The sequence below is a fragment of the Phaeodactylibacter sp. genome (assembly GCF_040219495.1).
Taxonomy (GTDB): domain Bacteria; phylum Bacteroidota; class Bacteroidia; order Chitinophagales; family Saprospiraceae; genus Phaeodactylibacter.
The window spans coordinates 23,490-39,289 of the sequence record NZ_JAVJSK010000116.1 but is presented as its reverse complement, the minus strand read 5'-3'; the positions used below and the strand labels follow the sequence as shown (position 1 = coordinate 39,289).

Here is a 15,800-nt window from a genome sequence, read left to right as displayed (position 1 = left end):
GGATAGTTTTAATACGAAATCAGTTGCAAAGTATCCAGCCCTGCACTTATCCGGAGAATGCGTTCGAGGCGGTCTTTGTTTAGGGGCGTGGCTTTTCGGTTGGCCCAGTCTACCATAAAAACCGGAGGCAGCTGAACGGTAGCCGAATCGTTGACAGCCCGGACTTCCGGAGCGTATTGGATAGCCTCTATATCCTCCCCAAAAGCTTCCCGTGCCAGCCGGAGGCTTTTCGCAATGAGTGTGGAATCGCTCTCGCGCCGGGCCAATTGTTGCCTGAGGGCTTCGGTTTCTTCCACAGCCGTATTGGCGATCCGGCGCTCCGACTCCAGCAGGCCTACCACTTCCTGCCGTTGTGCCTGCAGGGAGGTTTTGATGTCTTCCAGGCTCATTTCTGCCTGCATGGGGAAAAGGCGTACAGGGGTATTTAAGTCATATTGCGCGTGCAGCAACTCTTGATAATAGAGTATGGAGTCTTCGGATATGCGCCGGCCGAGCAACTGAAGGATAAGCTTATTGGTATCCTGGTCGATACTAGTCAGCTCGTAATTAATACACGCCCGGGGGAAGTAGGTCTCCACAAAAGCTTTGACCTCTGCCTTATCCTGCTGCATTTCGTATAAGTTATAGAGGATGATCCCACTGGGCAGGGAAACCAACAGGCTGAAAAACGCCGTAATCATCCGGTTGCGCCGGGCTTCCCGGGCATCCACGTAGGATTTCAGAGGGAACCGCAGCAGCCGGATGATGATGTAGGTCGTCAGCGCAATAAAAAAGGAGTTGAGGAAAAACAGATAGAAAGACCCTCCGATGATCCCAAAAGCACGGTTGAGTTCGGCTGAGAACATTTGGGGCTCCATACTGCCTTTTTTAATCCAAAGCTCAAAGACCTCAGCCACCCCAAACCCGGTCACACATAGCGGCGGCATCAAAGCCGTAGCAATCGCTACGCCCGGTATGGCGTTCGTCTTGTCCTTTCGGGTGGAAGATATGATACCGGCAAAACCTCCGAAAATAGCCACCAGGCCATCCAGGAAAGTGGGCGAAGTCCTGCCCTGTATTTCCGGGGTGACATTACCGAAAGGCGTGACAAAAAAGTAGAGGGTGCTTACAAACAGCGCAATCAGGATAGCGATCGCAAAGTGCCGCATGGAGGTGAACATGGAGTCCTTGTCATTGATGGCTACGCCCAGACCAATGCCCAGTATCGGCGACATCAGGGGCGACACCAACATCGCGCCGATAATTACGGCCGGCGAGTTCAGGTCAAGCCCGAGGGAAGCAATCATAATGGAGCACCCGAGGAGCCAGGCGTTAGCACCCTGCATGCGCTTGTTGTTACGGATTGCAATAATGGTGCCTTCGCGGTCGAGCCCGGATTCAAGGTCGAGCAGGGTGTGGAACCACTCTCGTGTGGCCTGCCAGAGGTCAGACAGGGCCTCGCCGATGGTTCTGGAAGACGAATTGGGTGTAGGAGTCGATGCCATAGGGTTTGGTTTAGCTAATCAAGCCATCCTTCATTTCCAGCCGCCGGTCGCTCATCTGCGCCAGTTCTTCGTTGTGGGTGACGATTACGAAGGTCTGCTGGAAATCGTCCCGGAGCTGAAACAGCAACTGATGCAGTTCCTGAGAAGAAGAAGAATCAAGATTACCGGAAGGCTCATCTGCAAAAACAATGCCCGGCTGGTTCATCAGCGCGCGCGCCACAGCCACCCGCTGCTGTTCCCCACCGGAAAGCTGTCCAGGTTTATGCTGCAGGCGGTCGCTGAGCCCCAGGTAGTCCAGCAGTTCACCTGCCCGTTTGCGGGCCTCGCCTTCCGGCTTTTTGGCGATCAGGGCAGGCATGAGCACATTTTCCACAGCGCTAAATTCCGGCAGCAGGTGGTGGAACTGGAAAACGAAACCAATATTCAGGTTGCGGAAGGCCGCCAGCTTTTTGGTGCCCATTTTCTCAACTGCCGTGTCATTGATCAGCAGCTCACCACTGTCCGGGCGGTCGAGGGTGCCTAAAATATGGAGCAGGGTGCTCTTTCCAGCTCCAGACTTCCCGACGATGGAAACAAACTCCCCTTTACCAATCGAGAGGTCTACTCCTTTGAGTACCTGAAGTTGCCCGTATGCTTTTTGAATGCCTGATGCCTGAATCACAAGCCGTGGATTTTGTGAGCGGTAAAAATAGAAAAAAGTGGGAGGTTTCCGCCAGGTCAGGGGTATTCCTGCACGGCTTTTTATAAAAAACCGAGATCCTTAAATGATGAGTCCTTCGTGTGTTAAATCTTTTTCTGAAGCACAGAAAAAACAGGTGCCAATCGTTTTTACTTAGGAATGTTTATTATATGTCGCCCTCATATTTCAAAAAACTCCTGTTATGAATTTACATGACCGCTTTCTACAGCTCGATCTTCAATATGGCCTTGTCGGTGGAAAGGCAACAGGCACTTCTGGACAACTTCCCAAAATAGCTATCAAACGCTACTTTTTCGTAATACCCCTGTTCTTATGGCTCGGAGTTCTACCTCAACTATCCGCCCAGCAATCCTCCAGTTTGGAGCTTCACCTGCTGGCTGGGCGGAGTGATGCCGTGTGGATTGATAGGGATCACCCATTACCTATAAGCGGAAGCGGTGTTGTAAACTCAGGGGCATCACCAACCTTCGAATTCCAACTGCGCCATACCCTACCCCTTTCAGAACACTGGCGGTGGGTGAATGGCCTGGCTTTTGGAGTGGACTCCTACAAATTAAATCCTTATGTAGATAAGGACTTCAACCGCTACGGATCAGAAAATTCTGATTATTTTATTAATGCAGGCATCTACCACTTTGCCTTGCTCACTGCCATGCGTTATGACCGGTCGTTCAATGAGAAGCATGGCTTTTGGGTGCAGTTAGGGCTTCAGGCGACCTATTTTGTACGGGGTTATGTTGATATAGAACTGGCTGCTTTTATTGGTAATGGTCAAGCTGAAGAGCTTTTCCATTCTGAATTGATCATCAATGATGCTAACGAGATCGCCTTTGCACCTGAAATCCAGCTCGCCTACCGCCGCACCCTGGGGCAAAGCCGGTGGAAGCTGTTCCTGGGCACCAGTGTTGTTATTTCCAGGTTTGAATCCGCACAAGGCACCTTTCAAATCTTTGGAGACAATGAGGTGCGATCTGGAACATTGCAAAAAAGATGGCTGAAGGCGGGGCTTAATTTGGGGGCTCAGTATGCGCTTGCTAAGCCTTAGAATAGAATTTAGTACCTGAAAAGACGAATTCGCCACCAAACCAAACTATCGGTATCATCCCGGGTTCAACAAAAAGAAGGGCACCTAATCCTATATTCCAAATTTTAGAACATGTGGCAAGAATTCGTTTCCTCGTTTGAGGAATTTCAAAACTCCCTCATTGATCAATCACCGGAGATTGCCTTGGGCATATTGATGTTGATTGCATTTACGTTTCTGGGGATATTTCTGCGTTCAGTTACCCAGAAAAGGCTTTCCAGGCGGGTGGAAGACCGGTTGTTGGTGAATTTTATCGGGAGGATGATTTTCTTGGTTTTCCTGATTTGTGGGATCACCATTTTCTTAAATCAAATAGGTCTTGGCAAAACAGCAAGTGGGTTGCTAGCTGGCGCAGGTGTATCGGCTATAATTTTAGGTTTCGCTTTTAAAGATATCGGAGAGAACTTTCTTGCCGGCTTTTTCCTGGCTTTCAGCAGGCCTTTTGGAACCGGCGATTACATTGAAGTCGAGGGTCTGACAGGCATAGTAAAAGCCTTGAATTTTCGCAACACCCACATCCGGACATTTGAAGGGAAAGATATATTTATCCCTAATGCCATGCTAATCAAAAACCCTTTGATCAATTACACACGCGATGGGCTGTTGCGGCACGATTTCGTGATTGGCATCGATTACGGCAATGATATCCTGGAAGCCCGGCGGCTTATTCTAAAGTCCATACGAGCTGACCAGCGAATCGAGCAGGGAAATGACCTCGAACCCTTTATGCTACTGGAAGAATTCGGTACGAGCACGGTGAACATCCGCGTATTCTACTGGATCAATTCCTATAATTTCACAGGCCAAATAGCCCGTTTGAAAACAGAAGTCATGAACAGCATTCTTCTGAATTTAACCAAAAACGGATTTAGCCTCCCTGCTGATATTGTTGAGCTGAAAATCTACCAGGAAGGGAAGCCTATTCCTGTGCAGCTGATGAAAAATTAGAATACGCGCCTTTCGAAAGCTTGCTGCGTTGATGGGATGGTAATCTGCCGCCAACACCCAATACGCCGGCGGCAGATCACCCACTACCAGAAATACCCTACCACCACCGCCGTAATCAACAGCAGGATAATCGCCAGGTAGCGATAGTTTTGGTACCAGGGCAAGCTACGCAGTTCCGCCGTTTCTTCCCGGAACAATCGGCGGTTCCAGGTCAGGCTATTGACCTGCTCTTCAGTTGGAGCGGGAGAAGAAAGGCTCACCAGAGCATGCACGATCAGGCAAAGTATCCACATGATGAAAGCCATGGTCAGGAAGTGGATATCGGTAAGGGCGGCAATCCAGCCGGCCGGGGCTTCACCTTCGGGCAGCCCGCCTACGTAGACCTTTAGTATGAGCATAATCACCGCGAAAACAAAGCCAAAAAGCAGGCTAACGATAGAACCTCTCGCACTTGCCCGCTTCCAGAAGAGGCCAAGGACAAAGGTGGCTACTGCCGGAGGCGCTGTATAACTGATCACCAGCTGCAGATACTGCCAAAGCGAGTCGGAGACCTTCTCAATAAAGGGCACCCAGGCAGCGGCCAGTACGACCAGGACGATAGTCGCAATCTGCCCGGCACGTACCAACTGCTTGCTGGTCATGCCAGGTCTGATGTTGCGAATAAAGTCCATGGTGATCAGTGTGGAAGCCGAGTTAAAAGTAGCCGAGACTGAAGACATCATAGCGGCCAGCAAGCCAGCGACCACCAGCCCGAGGATGCCGGAAGGCAGCAGTTGCATGAGCAGCACCGGGTACGTCAGGTTGGCACACTCAGAAAGGTCCTGGCAGGGCGTCCCATCTGCGGTGATGTAGTTGAGGCCGGAAATATCGAGTTCGGAATAAACCAGGAGCGCCAGTACACCGGGCACTACCATAATAAAGATGACCGGCAGTTTGAGCAAACCGGCAAACAGGGCACCCCAGCGGCCGTGGTTGAGGTCGCGCGCACCGAGCACCCGCTGTACCATGAACTGGTTGTTGGCCCAGAAATAAAACCCGAGCAGCGGCACACCGGTAAGCAAACCGTACCAGGGCATAAACTCATCATTGCCCGGCCGGACCAGGCTGAAGGCTTCTTCGGCATTGCTGGGCGCATAATGTCCCGCGGCCTTTGCCGCTTCCACACTGGCGACTCCGCCGGATTGAATCTTTTCGGTGAGCGCGGCCATCATATCACCCCATCCGCCACCGAATTCCTGGAAGGCGAAGTAGGTGAGCAGGCAGGACCCAATGACCAGAAGAATAGCTTGAATGACCTCGGTCTGAATCACCGAGTTCAATCCACCGGGAATGGTGTAAGCTGCCGCTGCGATGGCCAGCAGAAGAATGATTTGGTAGGAAGGCAGAGATGGGAACAACAGCTTCAGCACAATACTGCCGACATAAAGGCCGGCTGCGGTATCCACCATGACATTACCGACGATGGTAATGAAAGAGAAATAGTACCGTGATTTCCGGTCGTACCGCTTTTCCAGGAACTCGGGCATGGTGTATACGCCCGATTTCAGGTAAAACGGCAGGAAGAAGATGGCAAAGAAAATCAATACTACCACCGCAAACCACTCGTAGTTGTAGACGTGGATGTTGGTTTTGTAGGCATCGCCCGCCAGGCCAATCAACGTAGAACTGGAAATATTGGCAGAAAACAAGGCAATCCCCACAATCGGCCAGGTCATGCCTCTGCCGGCCAGGAAGTAATCTTCGGAACTGTCACGTTTGCCATGATAGATACCGTACCCGATAATCAAGACGGCATAAGTGAGCATGATGCCGATATCAAGCCCACTGAGCTGAAATTGGTTCATAATTTAGTTTGGTTAGTTTAACGTTTGTTTTGGTAAAATTTGGTCACAGAGGCATGGGCTAAAATAGAGCTTTTTTGGTTTCTGCAAGTAATTTGTGCCGCCTTTTGATAAATACGGAACAGAACCTACGGCAGTAGACAAAAAAAGAGCGGCGTCCTAAGACCCGCTCTTGTAAGAAATCACCCGACTGTTATTAAGAAGGAGTTGCCCCCTTCAAAATATACATTCTTATATGTCTTCAGAGGTTATGACCTCATTTATTACCTGTTTGAGATAGCAAAGTTAAAGAAAACAAGCCAAATGTTAAAACATTCTTAACATATTCACCAATTTCATTTAATTTTTACGCTAATATGAAACTAGAGAATATTCGCTATCTACACACTATTATATACAGAAAAAGGGTTCGTTTTGTTCCCGCGCAGCCAAATTTCCGACACCAAAAGGAGCCTTCTTTTACAGAAGAAAATACCGTTTTTTGTAGCTTTGAGAAAAATCAAATTAACATGCGACAGCCAACCTGCTTACGGATTATCCTCCTGCTTTTCATCCTCCCTGTGCTGAGCAGTGCACAGTCCGGCCCAATGAAAATCCTGGTCTTTTCAAAGACTGCTGGTTTCCGGCACGCCTCTATTGAAGATGGGCAACAGGCCTTGTTGCGGTTAGGGGAGCAAATGGGGATTCAGGTGGATACGACCGAAGATGCCCGGTTCTTCAATGCAGCGCAATTGAACAGCTACGGCACGGTGGTTTTCCTTAATACTACCGGCGACATTCTGAATGAAGCACAGGAGGCTGCATTTGAAGCCTACATCCAATCGGGCGGTGGCTATATGGGCATACATGCCGCCACCGATACAGAATATGACTGGCCCTGGTACGGCAGGCTCGCCGGCGCTTACTTCGACGGTCACCCGTCTGGCCCGAATGTACGCGAAGGGAAGGTCACGGTCATAGACCATGAACATCCCTCAACAGCAAACCTACCCGAAACCTGGGTAAAAACCGACGAATTCTACGATTTCAAATCTTACAACGAGGCTGTAACTCCGCTGATCAAAGTAGATGAAGCTTCGTACCATTGGAAAAAGATGGGGGCGTTCCACCCCTTGTCCTGGTACCACGAATACGATGGCGGACGAGCCTTCTACACCAACTTCGGGCACACCAAGGCCTCCTTCACAGAACCGTTGATGCTCGAGCACCTGAAGGGCGGGCTCCGATATTTATTACGAATGAAGTAAGCTTGACCGTCAAGGTATGTGGGAGGCTTGGCAACTGACAAAAGTTTTTTTGTGCTTTGGTATTTCCTTAGGAATATTGTTACTTTGCAACATAGGCGACACAAAGGCGGATTTAACATTGTTTTTCGTTGCGGACTTGATGTGTTTAAACCTAGGCATTTGACTATCAAACACTTAGCAAGATCAGGTGGTAGATAAGAGTACACATCACACCTGGATCAACGCCCTAGTTCCGCACCAACCAAAACTGTCGAGCCTGAAATAGTTCAAACTAAATTCAGGCTAGCCGAACTAGTAACAAATTATAAGACACCATGGAAAACTTTAAAACCCAACTGCGGGAGTACCTGCTCAATGACCTCAGTTTACCCCTTCAGCCGGACGAGCTCCAAGACGACACGCTATTGGTCAGCGACCGGATCATGGACTCTATTTCTTCACTCATGCTGGTGGAGTATCTGGAAAAGAACTTCGCTATCAATTTCGAACCCCACGAGGTCTCTGCCGAGAACCTGGATTCCATAAATATCATAGAAGCTTTTGTAAATGAGAAGTTAGCCCGTGCAAAAGCTGCATGATGCCATTCTGGAACAGTCGGCACTACGCCCCCAATCCGTGGCGCTGCATTGCCCGGCTGAGCAGGTTTCGCTCACTTACCATCAGCTTTGTACTGAAGCCGAAACCCTAAGCCAGGCCCTAAAAAGCCTGGAGCTCCCGGCAGGCAGTCTCATTGCACTCTACTTAGCCAAATCTTCCACAGCAATCGTTGCGGTGTTGGGTACCCTGATGGCAGATTTAGCTTATCTCCCATTGGATGTGGACGCCCCTGACCAACGCAACCAATATATTCTTGAACAGAGTCGGGCAAGAGCCGTTCTGGCAACAGCCGAGCGTAATTTCCCGTGGATGCAGGATGCGCCTGCTCAGGTTGATATTGCCGGAGAAATAACTGTTTACCCGGTCAGTTCCGGCGCCCCCCTGGCAGAGTTACCGCACGATCTTGCCTACGTCCTCTACACCTCCGGGTCTACAGGTACGCCCAAAGGCGTCATGATAACCCATACTGCCGCCCGGGCTTTTGTGGACTGGGCGGGCCATACTTTTTCATTAACCGCAAATGACACCCTTACCTCTATAGCCCCTTTGCACTTCGACCTTTCAGTGTTTGATGTTTTCGCGGGGCTGAGTGCAGGTGCGGCATTGGTTATCCTGACCCCTCAGGAATCCAAGAACCCGCTGCTGCTCAGCAGCTATATGGAGCGGTACGGCGTAACGACCCTTTATGCAACCCCTACCCTCCTCCAGCTGATGCCGCGGTTTGGCAAAGCAGACCGGTACGATCACCGGGCGCTACGGCAAGTTCTTTTCGCCGGAGAAGTATTTCCCATTCCCGCACTTCAGCTGTTGCAACGGGTATGGGCTACCGCCCGCTTCTACAACCTGTACGGGCCTACGGAGACCAACGTGTGCACATGGTACGCCCTTCCGCAGCAAGTGGAGGACAACCGTTTAACCCCCTATCCCATTGGCAAAGCCTGCCCCTACGATCAATGTGCCATTTTAAAAGGCAACGGAGAAGTAGAAGCACCGGCTTCCGGTAACGGTGAACTCTTGGTAGCAGGCGCGTCCCTCATGTCCGGCTATTTGGGAAAACCAGATCAAACGGAGGCTGCCTTTATCAGGCATAATGAACAGGTCTGGTACAGGACCGGTGATTTAGTAGAGGTAGACGAAAACGGGAACTTACTGTACCGGGGGCGCCGTGGCCGGATGGTGAAGCGCCGGGGTTATCGCATAGAGCTGGGAGAAATTGAAGCCGCTATGCACCAACACCCGGCCATTGAGCAAGCCGCCTGCCTGGCCCGGGAGGAAGAACAAACCGTGAAGTCTGTTGTCGTTTTCTACGTCGCACCGGGCGGCAAACTATCCCATGCCCAACTGATCGATTTTTTGGCGGAGCGGCTACCTGCCTATATGTTGCCAGACCAATTTATTCTACTGCCGCAAATCCCCCAGACTTCCAGTCAGAAAACGGACTATCAAGCTTTAAAGCACCAATCATAATGTACGCTTTTGCCCCATCTGAACAGCAGCTTGCCCTTAAACGCTCCACTGCCGAGTTTGTGCAGCAGGAGCTATGCCCTCTTATTACAGCAGGGGGCACTCAATTTCCGGCAGAAGCGTGGCAAAAAGCAGGAATGCTCCGCCTGCAGGGGCTCGCAATCCCGGAGATATATGGCGGTCGGGGGCTTGACGCGCTGCAGGTCTTCCTGGTTTTGGAAACCCTTGGCTATCATTGCGAAGACAACGGTTTTAATTTTGCCATAAGTGCGCACTTACTGGCTTGTGCCGTTCCGATAGGGCTGTTCGGGCAGGAGTCCATTAAAGCAGAATACCTGCCCCTGTTATCAGATGGCCGCCTCATCGCCGCTAATGCCATGACCGAGCCCGCCTCCGGCTCGAATGCCTTCCAAATGCAAACGCTGGCCGAGCCTGCTCCTGACGGAAGCTTTGTGCTCCAAGGGAATAAGTGCTTCTCGAGCAACGCACCGGTAGCCGATGTACTGGTTGTTTATGCTGCCAACGATCCCGAGCGGGCACACATGGGCGGCATTACGGCTTTCCTGGCAGATCGGGCAATCCACCCATTCACTACCGGTCCGGCTATTGAAAAGGCGGGGCTCCATACTTGTCCCTTAGGCGATGTATTTTTTGACCAGGTGACTATCCAAAACAAATTTGTAATCGGAAAAACCGGGCGCGGTGCGCTGATATTCAACCGGTCGATGGAGTGGGAACGGGCCTGCCTGGGGGCAACGCACGTTGGCAATATGCAGCGTTTGCTCGACAAGGCGATCCAACTCATGAAGCAATACGGAAAAGACACCTTTGGCGACGCTGCACGACAGGAGCTCGCTTACTGGCAGGCACAACTGGATGCCGTCCGGTTTATGGGGTATGCCCAGGCCTGGCAGCTCAACCAAAAGAAAGCGAACCCCAGAGGTGGATCTTCCTCAAAACTGTTAATCAGCGAATTGTACAAAAAAATGACAATAGGTCTGTGCAGACTACTAGGGGAAAAGCAATATCTTGATCAGGATTTTAGCCGATCTCAGGCAGATGCCGTTAGCAGCACCCTTTACTCCGGAACTTCCGAAATTCAAAAACAAATCATTGCTCAAGCCATTGGGCTATAAAATCATACACTCATGAAGACTTCAGCGGATATCATCATTATTGGAGGCGGACCCAGTGGCTCTTCCACTGCAACGCACCTAAGCAAGATGGGGTACGATGTGCTCGTATTGGAAAAAGCGCACTTCCCCCGGGAGCATGTCGGCGAATCCATGCTGCCATTCACCTACGACCTTTTTGAAGAGCTCGGCGTACTGGAAGATATGAAAGCCCGGTTTACCCGTAAGCCCGGTGTGACCTTTTCCAATGCAGACGCCAGCCAGGAATCCCACTGGTGTTTCAACCGGGTGATCGACGGGCCACAGGCCCTTTCTTTCCACGCCCGCCGGGCGCAGTTTGATGACCTCCTGCTGCGCAATAGCGAGCAAAACGGAGCTACCGTTATCGAGGGTGCTGCTGTCACCGATATGCACTTTGAAGATCAGGGTGTCAAAGTCATCGCTGAAGTTGACCATGGCGAGCCCCAAACCTTCACCGCCCGTTTTTTGGTGGACGCGAGTGGGCAAAATGCTTTCATTGCCCGCAAAATGGGTATGCAAAAGCCCTTCAAACGGCTCAACGTCCGTCAGGCTCTTTCTGCCCACTGGGTAAATGTGAAGCTGGACGACAGCCTGGCCAACGGGAATATCAAAATCGTACACCTGGGGGGAGAAAAACTCGGCTGGATATGGATGATCCCGATCAAGGACAGCCTTAGCATAGGGGTAGCGTTGAATATGAGCTACGCCAAACAGGAACGCAAGCGCCTGATGGCTGAGCACGGCCGTAAGGGTTGGGAAAAGGCACTCTACCTTCAGGAAATTCAGTCTTCTGCTGCCGTGATGAATGTCCTGCAAGGAGCTGAAATGATTGATGAGGTAGCCAGCAACGGCGACTTTTCCTACTACAGCGAAAAGAAGTTTGATGATCAATACGCCATAGTGGGCGATGCGGGCGGATTTCTTGACCCTATTTTCTCCAGTGGGATTTACCTGGGCATGATGGGGGCCAAACTTGCTGCAAAAGGGATTGACGACTTGCTGCAAGGACGGGGCAAAGACCGTCTGGAAGCAGCTTACCAGGATATTTCCGGCGGATATCAGGTCGTGGAAGAACTGATTTGTACGTTCTACGAGCCCAATTCCATCGCCTTTTCTGATATTACGGTAGATACCAACTTCAGTTTCAGGAAATTTGAAACGGCTTACTCTATCCTTCACCTCATTCTTGCGGGCGACTTTTTCACCAACCACGAGCGCTACCTCAAAGCGATCGCTACTCTGAAGAGTGCCGATATGATTGAGAAGTTTAAGAGCCTGACTGGCCATGCTGAAGAAGCCAAGATGCACGAGGTTTGCCTGATGCCGGCCTAAGAACATGTTTAAAGGTACAGTAAAGACCCATTTATAATGTACGGAAAATTCTGGGACGCCTTCTATCAAAAGACCTATGCGGCTGGCAAAGCCCTTTGGGATGTTCCGCCGGAGCAGTCCGTGTTAATTGACCATCAACGGTTTGGGCCTGTGTTCACTGTGGTGGATACCGTATTGGACATTGGCTGTGGTACGGGGGAGCAATCGAGGTATCTCGCGGGGCTCTACTCTACCGTTATCGGGATAGATGCCGCGCCCAGGGCCATAGAAATTGCCAACCAATTCGCAAATCCACCGAATGTCACCTTCCGGGCAGGCGATTTGGCCAACCCCGAATTGGTGCAAGACCTGCATGAAACCCACGGTGACCTAAACGTCTATATGCGCGGTGTACTTCATCAGATTAGAACCGCAGACCGGCAGCGTGTGGCAAAGCATTTGCTCCAACTCATCGGGGAAAAAGGTGCACTCTACCTCATAGAAGTAGGCAAGGGCATCAAAGATTATTTCAAGTCAGCCTCCCCTGCCTTTCACGAACTACCGGCTGCGGTGCAGGAGACCTTTATCAGCAATCTGCCTCCACACGGTGTGGATGAAGCGGAACTGGAAGCCCTTTTTCAGCAAAATGGATACCAGTTACTGCAACGGGGGACTGGCTTTCTCAACACCAATCTGCTGCTAAAAGACGGTACGCCCGTAAAAATACCGGCAGTTTTCGGGTTGATTGTTAAGAATTGATTTATTTTGGTTTTTTAAACCACTGCTAAATTCTGCTACAATGAAAAAGTGCTTAATTCTCGCCTGTACATTTGCACTGGGCTTTTTTATACTATCCTGCTCAGGAGATACTGCCGCAAGCGGTACGGAGAGCGCCGCTTCTGATGCTGCTACTAAAATGACTGAAGCCGTCAAGGAAAAAGGTGCAGCTATGCAAAAATCTATCGATGAGTTAGCTTTTGACAAGTTTCAAAAGAACCTGAAAAAGCGGGGGATTGAACTTACTGAAGCTCAAATCACCTCATTAAAGGCGGCCATTGCTGATGCAGGGCTGACCAAAGACAACTTCAAACAAAAGCGCACTGAGCTTGTCGAGAAGATCAAATCTGATATACTTACGGAAGATCAAAAACCATTGATGTCGAAGTAATCATCACACCGTGCAGAGGAAGAAGGGTGCGGTGCACGCTTCTTCCTTTTTTAGGTTCCTTGAAAACCCTCCTTGCCTGCAAATATCCGACTTCTCCGAAGTCGGTCTCCTGTGGTGTTGCCAAGGTAAAATGGTGTGACTTCTCCGAAGTCTTACAGTGCTTACTGGCTTAGCTCCCCTTTTTATTCCGTACTTGACAACGCACTGCCACACACTTCATTACGGGATATTCCCGCTACCCATTCACGATCATCCCTTATGCTGAAGAGCACCCTTATTGACGATACGAAGGTAAATCCAATCGCTCGCCCGGAATCCATAGGCATTGAGGACTACTCCATTGTCTTACTGTGCTTATCTATCATTGGGGCATTCGTTTACTACCTGAATATAGAAACGGCTATCGGGCTGTTCGGGCTGATCCCCTTTGTTGCTGTCGGTTTTGCAATTCATGCGCTTCTGCCTTTAGCATACCGGCTTAGATTTTTTTTCTTCTTGACGGTGGCGGCTGTTTTTCAGCTTTTTGGATGGAAAGACGGCAGTGCACTCCTGATTATAGGGCTTGGGCTCTGGAGTATTGTCAAGCTCCCTTTATCTGTCCGGCAGCGTACGCGAATTGCGGTGGTGGCGGCCATCGTTCTTGCTGCACTCCTGGCGACGGGCTACATGCCTGCTTTTTCAGGGCCAGTCATACCGGTGGTGGGGTCTATTTTTATGTTCCGAATGATTTTGTACCTGTACGAGCAGCGCTTCCAGCAAAAGCCGCAAAGCGTGTGGATGGACCTCAACTATTTTTTCCTATTGCCGAATTTGATCTTTTTCATTTTCCCGGTAGTGGATTATAAAACTTTCACGTCCCGCCATTATGCTAAACCTGCGTTTGAAACCTACCGAAAAGGCATCATCTGGATGATTAACGGAGTCATTCACTTGTTGCTCTACCGGATCATTTACTACTACCTGATCCCTGCGCCCTCGGAGATTTTGAACATCTACGATCTGCTGCAATTCCTGGCAGCCAGCTATGCCCTGATTGTCCGCCTGGCCGGCATCTTCCACTTTTCAGCTGGCGTAATATGCCTTTTCGGTTTTGACTTGCCGCCTACTTTCAACCATTACTTTTTTGCGCAAAGCTTTAGTGACCTGTGGCGCCGGATCAATATTTACTGGCGGGATTTCATTATGAAAGTCTTCTATTATCCTGTCTATTTCAAAATAAAGCACCTTGGCCCAATCCGGGCCATGTTCATCACGGTCCTCATCATCTTCGTGATCAACTGGTTTTTGCACGGCTATCAATGGTTTTGGATCCGGGGGCAATTCCCTCTGACCATTCAGGACGCCGTCTTTTGGGGGGTATTTGGGATTGCAGTGGCGTTGAACTCTATTGTGCAGGCCCGTACCAGGAAAAAGCGTCTGGACAAAGACCAGTTTTATCCAGCCCATGCGATTCGTACTTCGCTCAATGTCCTTGGCATCTTTTTATTTATGGCTGTTTTATGGTCTTTCTGGACAACCAATGACATCCGGGAATGGTGGCAAATGATGTTAATTGTCAAAACGATTTCGCTCGTGCAGTTGGTCAACCTTATACTTGGGTTGATGGTATTGATCACACTTGGCACAGGTATTCAGTACCTCGAATTTTCCCGGCATCGGCACAATCGATTTTCGTTCTTTTCTCCTGCGCGCACCCTATTTGCCAGCACTTCGGTGGTTGCCGTATTGGCCGTTCTGGCGATGCCAGGCATTCATCCAAAAGTGGACGAACTACTGGCCACGGATACCACGCCGATTATCAAGACTAAACTAAATGCTGCCGACCAGGAAAACTTATTTAAAGGCTATTACGAGACGTTACTCCCCAACAACAACCCAATGGCGAACCAGATCGAATCGCTGAAAGCGCAAATGCCAGATAGCTGGAAACCACTCCGGGCACTAAAAGGCATGGTTCAGGTTGATGATATCCGACTGAAAGAGCTTCGGCCAAATCTTGACCTCCTTTTTAAGGAAGCCCCCTTCACCACCAATGCCTTTGGCATGCATGCCCCTGAAATCACACCCGAAAAAGCGCCCGGCACATTCCGGGTTGGGCTGCTCGGCGGCTCCATAGAACTGGGCGGAGGCGTTCCGCTCGAACAAAACATGGCGCAGGTGGCTGAGGCAATCCTCAACCGAAAAACATCAGGCTCAAACCGCACTTTTGAAGTGCTCAACTTTGCTGTGACAGGCTACCACCTGCCGGAACAGGTTAAAGTCACGGAATTATTTGCCAAACAGTTCGATATTGATGCGCTGGTTTTCACTGCGCATACCGATGAACTGAGAAGACTAAAAAGAAGCCTCTACAAAGTCGTTGAGGAAGGACATCAAAAAAACTACCCGGAATTAGACGCGATTATTCATAAAGCGGATGCTGAAAAGACAGCGACACGAGGAGAATTCGAGCGCCGTATTGATCCTTTCCTGCCTGAAATCTATGAGTGGGGGCTGCAAGCGATTAGCCGTTATTGCCAGGCTAATGAAATAACCCCTGTCTGGGCTTACGTATTCGTTCCTGATAGTGAAGCCCGGCCGGAGGAAGAGTTCAGCGCCCTAACTGAAATTGCCAAAAGCCAGGGGTTCAGAGTTACAAATCTTTATCCATATATCGCAGACCTGAAAGAAGAAGACCTGATGCTCGCACCCTGGGACAGCCACCTGAGTGCGGAAGCCCACCGCCGTTATGGGGAAGGCTTGGCAGAGTCGCTGGCCAAAATCATCGGTGCCCCGGTACAGTAGGGATTACCCCGGAAAGCC

The 15,800-nt window shown here is 50.3% G+C and carries 13 protein-coding genes; 10 read left to right on the top strand and 3 right to left on the bottom strand.

What is annotated here, in order from left to right; genetic code table 11:
• Positions 1–8: 8 nt before the first annotated feature.
• Both RIC19_RS18005 and RIC19_RS18000 read right to left on the bottom strand, forming a co-directional pair.
• Positions 9–1,484, bottom strand: a complete 1,476-nt coding sequence (locus tag RIC19_RS18005; protein WP_350179742.1) for a DUF389 domain-containing protein — start codon at positions 1,482–1,484, stop codon at positions 9–11.
• A gap of 10 nt (positions 1,485–1,494) precedes the next feature.
• Entirely contained in the window at positions 1,495–2,145 is a 651-nt protein-coding gene (locus tag RIC19_RS18000; RefSeq protein ID WP_350179741.1) for an ABC transporter ATP-binding protein, read from the bottom strand.
• A gap of 220 nt (positions 2,146–2,365) precedes the next feature.
• On the opposite strand from RIC19_RS18000, the gene RIC19_RS17995 reads away from it, so the two are divergent.
• Positions 2,366–3,229, top strand: coding sequence for a hypothetical protein (locus tag RIC19_RS17995; protein WP_350179740.1), 864 nt, complete (start codon positions 2,366–2,368; stop codon positions 3,227–3,229).
• Positions 3,230–3,340: 111 nt separating this feature from the next.
• Positions 3,341–4,216 carry a mechanosensitive ion channel family protein gene (locus RIC19_RS17990; RefSeq protein ID WP_350179739.1) on the top strand — a complete coding sequence of 292 codons (876 nt, stop codon included), beginning with the start codon at positions 3,341–3,343 and terminating at the stop codon, positions 4,214–4,216.
• A gap of 83 nt (positions 4,217–4,299) precedes the next feature.
• On the opposite strand, the gene RIC19_RS17985 is transcribed toward RIC19_RS17990, so the two are convergent.
• Complete coding sequence (locus RIC19_RS17985) at positions 4,300–6,060, bottom strand: sodium:solute symporter (RefSeq protein WP_350179738.1); 1,761 nt, start codon at positions 6,058–6,060, stop codon at positions 4,300–4,302.
• 506 nt (positions 6,061–6,566) lie between these two features.
• Here RIC19_RS17985 and RIC19_RS17980 point away from each other — a divergent pair.
• The 8 genes from RIC19_RS17980 to RIC19_RS17945 all read left to right on the top strand — a co-directional run bounded on the left by RIC19_RS17980 (position 6,567) and on the right by RIC19_RS17945 (position 15,782).
• The gene (locus RIC19_RS17980) at positions 6,567–7,304 is read left to right on the top strand and encodes a ThuA domain-containing protein (RefSeq protein ID WP_350179737.1); all 738 of its coding nucleotides are present in this window, start codon (positions 6,567–6,569) and stop codon (positions 7,302–7,304) included.
• 314 nt (positions 7,305–7,618) lie between these two features.
• Positions 7,619–7,882, top strand: coding sequence for an acyl carrier protein (locus tag RIC19_RS17975; protein ID WP_350179736.1), 264 nt, complete (start codon positions 7,619–7,621; stop codon positions 7,880–7,882).
• On the top strand, positions 7,866–9,368 hold the full coding sequence (locus RIC19_RS17970; RefSeq protein ID WP_350179735.1) for an amino acid adenylation domain-containing protein: 1,503 nt from the start codon (positions 7,866–7,868) through the stop codon (positions 9,366–9,368). The genes RIC19_RS17975 and RIC19_RS17970 overlap by 17 nt, the downstream gene beginning before the upstream one ends.
• Positions 9,368–10,501, top strand: a complete 1,134-nt coding sequence (locus RIC19_RS17965) for an acyl-CoA dehydrogenase family protein (protein ID WP_350179734.1) — start codon at positions 9,368–9,370, stop codon at positions 10,499–10,501. The genes RIC19_RS17970 and RIC19_RS17965 overlap by 1 nt, the downstream gene beginning before the upstream one ends.
• A gap of 12 nt (positions 10,502–10,513) precedes the next feature.
• The gene (locus RIC19_RS17960) at positions 10,514–11,851 is read left to right on the top strand and encodes an NAD(P)/FAD-dependent oxidoreductase (RefSeq protein WP_350179733.1); all 1,338 of its coding nucleotides are present in this window, start codon (positions 10,514–10,516) and stop codon (positions 11,849–11,851) included.
• A 36-nt stretch (positions 11,852–11,887) separates the two neighbouring features.
• Positions 11,888–12,589: a class I SAM-dependent methyltransferase gene (locus tag RIC19_RS17955; protein WP_350179732.1), complete on the top strand. Its 702-nt coding sequence runs from the start codon at positions 11,888–11,890 to the stop codon at positions 12,587–12,589.
• Positions 12,590–12,629: 40 nt separating this feature from the next.
• Positions 12,630–12,998, top strand: a complete 369-nt coding sequence (locus RIC19_RS17950; protein WP_350179731.1) for a hypothetical protein — start codon at positions 12,630–12,632, stop codon at positions 12,996–12,998.
• A gap of 258 nt (positions 12,999–13,256) precedes the next feature.
• Positions 13,257–15,782 (top strand): hypothetical protein, encoded by a 2,526-nt coding sequence (locus RIC19_RS17945; RefSeq protein WP_350179730.1) that lies wholly within the window; start codon positions 13,257–13,259, stop codon positions 15,780–15,782.
• The last annotated feature ends 18 nt before the right edge of the window (positions 15,783–15,800 follow it).

Coding starts and splice junctions, on each gene's coding strand:
- RIC19_RS18005 (WP_350179742.1), bottom strand. CDS start 1,484: ATGGCATCGACTCCTACACCCAATTCGTCTTCCAGAACCATCGGCGAG.
- RIC19_RS17995 (WP_350179740.1), top strand. CDS start 2,366: ATGAATTTACATGACCGCTTTCTACAGCTCGATCTTCAATATGGCCTT.
- RIC19_RS17990 (WP_350179739.1), top strand. CDS start 3,341: ATGTGGCAAGAATTCGTTTCCTCGTTTGAGGAATTTCAAAACTCCCTC.
- RIC19_RS17985 (WP_350179738.1), bottom strand. CDS start 6,060: ATGAACCAATTTCAGCTCAGTGGGCTTGATATCGGCATCATGCTCACT.
- RIC19_RS17980 (WP_350179737.1), top strand. CDS start 6,567: ATGCGACAGCCAACCTGCTTACGGATTATCCTCCTGCTTTTCATCCTC.
- RIC19_RS17975 (WP_350179736.1), top strand. CDS start 7,619: ATGGAAAACTTTAAAACCCAACTGCGGGAGTACCTGCTCAATGACCTC.
- RIC19_RS17965 (WP_350179734.1), top strand. CDS start 9,368: ATGTACGCTTTTGCCCCATCTGAACAGCAGCTTGCCCTTAAACGCTCC.
- RIC19_RS17960 (WP_350179733.1), top strand. CDS start 10,514: ATGAAGACTTCAGCGGATATCATCATTATTGGAGGCGGACCCAGTGGC.
- RIC19_RS17955 (WP_350179732.1), top strand. CDS start 11,888: ATGTACGGAAAATTCTGGGACGCCTTCTATCAAAAGACCTATGCGGCT.
- RIC19_RS17950 (WP_350179731.1), top strand. CDS start 12,630: ATGAAAAAGTGCTTAATTCTCGCCTGTACATTTGCACTGGGCTTTTTT.
- RIC19_RS17945 (WP_350179730.1), top strand. CDS start 13,257: ATGCTGAAGAGCACCCTTATTGACGATACGAAGGTAAATCCAATCGCT.